The organism is Devosia sp., from assembly GCF_041917035.1.
Classification (GTDB): domain Bacteria; phylum Pseudomonadota; class Alphaproteobacteria; order Rhizobiales; family Devosiaceae; genus Devosia_A.
Map to the genome: position 1 here is coordinate 1 of NZ_JAYRYM010000281.1, position 4,463 is coordinate 4,463.

Genomic DNA, 4,463 nt, shown 5'->3' on the forward strand with positions numbered 1-4,463 from the left:
CCCGAGCCGGTCAGTGCATCGGGTTGCGCGCTGTGGGTCGATCGGCTGGAGCGGGAGGCGAACCTGTGAGCACCTTGCCCGGCGGCCTCACCCTCGCCGTCCCCTCCAAGGGCCGGCTAGAAGAAATGACGCGCAAGATCTTCTCGTCCTCGCGCCTCACCATCGCCCGCCCCGGCGGCGCCCGTTCCTATGTCGGCTCGATCAAGAACCAGCCGCAGGTGACGGTGCGCTTCTATCCGGCCGCCGAGATCGCCCGCGAGCTGATCCAGGGCAGCGTCGATATCGGGGTCACCGGCACCGATCTCATCCACGAGGCGTCCGAGAACGGCGAGGAAAACGTGCTGTTCGTCCGCGGCCTGGGCTTCGGGGAGGCGGATGTGGTGGTGGCGGTGCCCGATTCCTGGATCGACGTGCAGCAGATGAGCGACCTCGCCGATGTCGCCTCCGACTTCCGGGCTCGACACGGCCGCTGGCTGCGCGTCGCCACCAAGTACGTCAATCTCACCCGCCGGCAGTTCGCCAAGTACGGCATTGCCGAGTACCGCATCGTCGAGAGCGCCGGCGCGACCGAGGCGGCCCCGGCCGCCGGTTCGGCCGATCTCATCGTCGACATCACCTCCAGCGGCTCGACCCTGCAGGCCAATCAGCTGCGCATCCTCGAGGACGGGCTGATCCTCAAGTCCGAGGCCAACCTGATCGTCTCTCGCACCGCGGACTGGACGCCGCTCCGCAAGGCACAGCTCGAGGCGCTGCTGTCGATCATGGGCGGCGTACCGCCCGGCATTTCGACCCTGCTCTAGCCCCCGGGACCCGCATGGAACTCGAGCTGACCGTGCTGGTCGCCCTCGGGGCGGTGGGGATGCTCGCCGGCTTCGTCGATGCCATCGCCGGCGGTGGCGGGCTGATCGCCGTGCCGGCCCTGCTCTCGGCCGGGCTGCCGCCGGTCGTCGCCTTCGGCACCAACAAGATGCAGTCGGTGATCGGCACCGGCATGGCGGCCTTCACCTACTGGCGCGGCGGTTTCGTCTCGCTGCGCGCGCTGGCCCTGCCGGCCGTCCTCACCTTTCTCGGCGCCTATCTGGGGGCGGTCGTCGTCAGGTCGATCGACACCTCCATCCTCTCCTATGCGGTACCGGCCGCGCTGATCCTGATCGCCGTTTACTTCGCCTTCGCGCCCCGGCTCAGCGACACCGACCGGCGGGCCCGGCTGGCCTTCCCGGTCTTCGTGCCGGCAATGGGGTTTGCCATCGGCTTTTACGACGGCATCTTCGGGCCGGGCACCGGGTCGTTCCTCACCATGGGGTTCGTCATCCTGTTCGGGCTGGGGCTGACCAAGGCGGCCGGCAATACCAAGGTGCTGAACCTCGTCTCCAACCTCGGTGCGCTGACGCTGTTCGTGCCCTCCGGCGATGTGGTGTGGAGCGCCGCCATCGCCATGGCCATCGGCCAATTGGTCGGTGGCTACCTCGGCGCGCGCACCGGCATCCGCTTCGGCGCCCGGCTGATCCGGCCGCTGGTGGTGATCGCCTCGATCATCCTGGCGCTGCGGCTGCTGGTGTTCCGCTAGCGGGTCGGTTCGGCCTGGGGCGAACGACACCCTGCCGCCTGGTCGGCCCAGCGGGTGGTCTGGCGGCTTTCGCAGATACGATATGGCCCCGGCCACCGAGAGCGCACCCGGCCCCTGTCCGATTGCTCACGCATGCGCAACCGCCAAAACGAAAGGGCGGCCCTGGCGGACCGCCCTCCCGTTCGTGACCTTGGAAAAAGGTCGATTTCGTCGCGGACAGAGGGACGTCCTTAGAAGTCCATCCCACCCATGCCGCCCATGCCGCCGCCGCCGCCCGGCATCGCCGGCGGAGCGTCCTTCGGCACCTCGGCGATCATCGCCTCGGTGGTGATCAGCAGCGAGGCGACCGAGGCAGCGTCCTGCAGAGCGGTGCGAACCACCTTGACCGGGTCGACGATGCCCATCTGGATCATGTCGCCATATTCGCCGGTCTGGGCGTTGTAGCCGAAGTTCGTGTTGCTGCTCTCGAGGATCTTGCCGACCACGACCGAGCCTTCGTCACCGGCATTGCCGGCGATCTGGCGGACGGGCTCTTGCAGGGCCCGGCGGACGAGGTTCACGCCGGCCTGCTGGTCGGGGTTCGCACCCTTGACGGTCAGCGCCGACGAAGCACGCAGCAGCGCCACGCCGCCGCCCGGCACGATGCCTTCCTCAACCGCGGCGCGGGTCGCGTTCAGCGCGTCGTCGACGCGGTCCTTGCGCTCCTTCACCTCGACTTCGGTCGAGCCGCCGACCTTGATCACCGCAACGCCGCCGGCGAGCTTGGCCAGCCGCTCCTGCAGCTTCTCGCGGTCGTAGTCCGAGGTGGTCTCCTCGATCTGCGCCTTGATCTGCGCGACGCGGCCCTGGATGTCTTCCTTGGTGCCGGCGCCGTCGACGATCGTGGTGTTCTCCTTGGAGATTTCCACGCGCTTGGCGGTGCCGAGCATGTCGATGGTGACGTTCTCGAGCTTGATGCCGAGTTCTTCCGAGATCACCTGGCCGCCGGTGAGGATCGCGATGTCCTCGAGCATGGCCTTGCGGCGATCACCGAAGCCCGGAGCCTTGACGGCCGCGACCTTGAGGCCGCCGCGCAGGCGGTTGACGACGAGGGTGGCGAGCGCCTCGCCCTCGATGTCCTCGGCGATGATCAGCAGCGGACGCTGGCTCTGCACCACCGACTCGAGGATCGGCAGCATCGACTGCAGGTTCGACAGCTTCTTCTCGTGCAGCAGGATCACCGGGTCCTCGAGGACGGCGGTCATCTTCTCGGCATTGGTGACGAAGTAGGGCGACAGGTAGCCCCGGTCGAACTGCATGCCCTCGACCACGTCGAGTTCGGTCTCGGCGGTCTTGGCTTCCTCGACGGTGATCACACCCTCGTTGCCGACCTTCTGCATGGCGTTGGCGATCATGTCGCCGATGGCGGACTCGCCGTTCGCCGAGATGGTGCCGACCTGGGCGACTTCGGAGTTGGACGAGATGACCTTCTTGGCCTTGGTCAGGTTGTCGACGACCTCGGCCACGGCCAGATCGATGCCGCGCTTCAGATCCATCGGGTTCATGCCGGCCGCAACGAGCTTGACGCCTTCGTTGACGATGGCCTGGCCGAGCACGGTCGCGGTGGTGGTGCCGTCACCGGCGATGTCGTTGGTCTTGGAGGCCACGGCGCGCAGCATCTGGGCGCCCATGTTCTCGAACTTGTCCTCGAGTTCGACTTCCTTGGCGACGGTGACGCCGTCCTTGGTGATGCGCGGGGCACCGAACGACTTGTCGATCACCACGTTGCGGCCCTTGGGGCCGAGGGTGACCTTCACCGCATTGGCGAGGATGTTGACGCCGCGGACCATCTTGTCGCGGGCATCGGTGGAAAAGCGTACGTCTTTCGCAGCCATGTGAGGCGCTCCTTACGAAATGGATGGAGGGGATCGCAACCGGCGAGGCCTGGTTACGAGATCACGCCCATGATGTCGGACTCTTTCATGATCAGCAGATCCTTGCCGTCGAGCTTCACCTCGGTGCCGCTCCACTTGCCGAACAGGATCCGGTCGCCGGCCTTGACGTCCAGCGGGACGATCTTGCCGCTCTCGTCGCGGGCACCCGGGCCGACGGCCTCGATGATGCCCTCGGAGGGCTTTTCCTTGGCGGTGTCGGGAATGATGATGCCGCCAGCGGACCGCTCTTCGCTGTCGACGCGCCGGACGACCACGCGGTCGTGCAGGGGACGGAAAGCCATTTTTGCTCCTATCAGCCTCTTGATTTCACGCCTGTTAGCACTCGTCATCGAGGAGTGCCAACCGGCTGAGCGGCGATATAGGAAGCCGCCCGGCGCGAGTCAAGTCGGGACGCGGCGGGCCGGCGAGCCCGGTCGGGCACTGTCCGCCTCGCGGGCTCGCGCGAAGCGTGGAGCAGCTTGATTGGCGCATTGCATTGCCGTGTCGCCCGGCGTACCAGACGCGTGACAAGCAAGGAAGCGAGACGTGTCGGTCGTCCAGTTCGAGAACTATCGGCAGAACCCTGCCGCCTGGGTTGCCCCGCAACTGGCGGTGATCGTGCCCAGCTACAACGAGCGCGACAATGTCGCCCTGCTCTACGAGAAGGTGGGCGCGGCGCTCGGCGGCGTGGCCTTCGAGTTCATCGTCGTCGACGACAATTCCCCCGACGGCACCTCCGACGTGGTGCGCGAGATGGCCCGGCAGCACCCCAATGTGCGGGGCATCCGCCGCATCGGCCGCCGCGGCCTGAGTTCGGCGGTGATCGAAGGCATCATGGCGAGTTCGGCGCCATATTTTGCCGTGATCGACGCCGACCTGCAGCATGACGAGGCCATCCTGCCGCAGATGCTGGCCAAGGCCGTGGCCGGCGACGACATCGTCGTCGGGACGCGCTATTCGGGCGACGGCAGCGCCGGGCAGGG

General features: G+C 67.1%; 5 protein-coding genes. 3 read left to right on the top strand and 2 right to left on the bottom strand.

Annotated elements, in window-relative coordinates; all coding sequences use genetic code 11:
* The first annotated feature begins 65 nt into the window (after positions 1-65).
* Both hisG and ACE3TU_RS19345 read left to right on the top strand, forming a co-directional pair.
* Positions 66-800 carry an ATP phosphoribosyltransferase gene (gene hisG, locus ACE3TU_RS19340; RefSeq protein WP_374627207.1) on the top strand — a complete coding sequence of 245 codons (735 nt, stop codon included), beginning with the start codon at positions 66-68 and terminating at the stop codon, positions 798-800.
* 14 nt (positions 801-814) lie between these two features.
* Positions 815-1,567, top strand: a complete 753-nt coding sequence (locus ACE3TU_RS19345; protein WP_374627209.1) for a TSUP family transporter — start codon at positions 815-817, stop codon at positions 1,565-1,567.
* Between the two features lie 230 nt (positions 1,568-1,797).
* Here ACE3TU_RS19345 and groL read toward each other — a convergent pair whose 3' ends face one another.
* The gene (gene groL, locus ACE3TU_RS19350) at positions 1,798-3,441 is read right to left on the bottom strand and encodes a chaperonin GroEL (RefSeq protein ID WP_374627211.1); all 1,644 of its coding nucleotides are present in this window, start codon (positions 3,439-3,441) and stop codon (positions 1,798-1,800) included.
* Positions 3,442-3,494: 53 nt separating this feature from the next.
* Positions 3,495-3,782, bottom strand: a complete 288-nt coding sequence (locus ACE3TU_RS19355) for a co-chaperone GroES (RefSeq protein WP_374627213.1) — start codon at positions 3,780-3,782, stop codon at positions 3,495-3,497.
* A 244-nt stretch (positions 3,783-4,026) separates the two neighbouring features.
* Here ACE3TU_RS19355 and ACE3TU_RS19360 point away from each other — a divergent pair.
* Positions 4,027-4,463 (top strand): glycosyltransferase (locus ACE3TU_RS19360; protein WP_374627215.1); only part of this gene is annotated, 437 nt, incomplete at its 3' end.

What these genes read in the sequence shown, in the direction of transcription:
- ACE3TU_RS19345 (WP_374627209.1), top strand. Translation starts at nt 815, where the DNA reads ATGGAACTCGAGCTGACCGTGCTGGTCGCCCTCGGGGCGGTGGGGATG.
- groL (WP_374627211.1), bottom strand. Translation starts at nt 3,441, where the DNA reads ATGGCTGCGAAAGACGTACGCTTTTCCACCGATGCCCGCGACAAGATG.
- ACE3TU_RS19355 (WP_374627213.1), bottom strand. Translation starts at nt 3,782, where the DNA reads ATGGCTTTCCGTCCCCTGCACGACCGCGTGGTCGTCCGGCGCGTCGAC.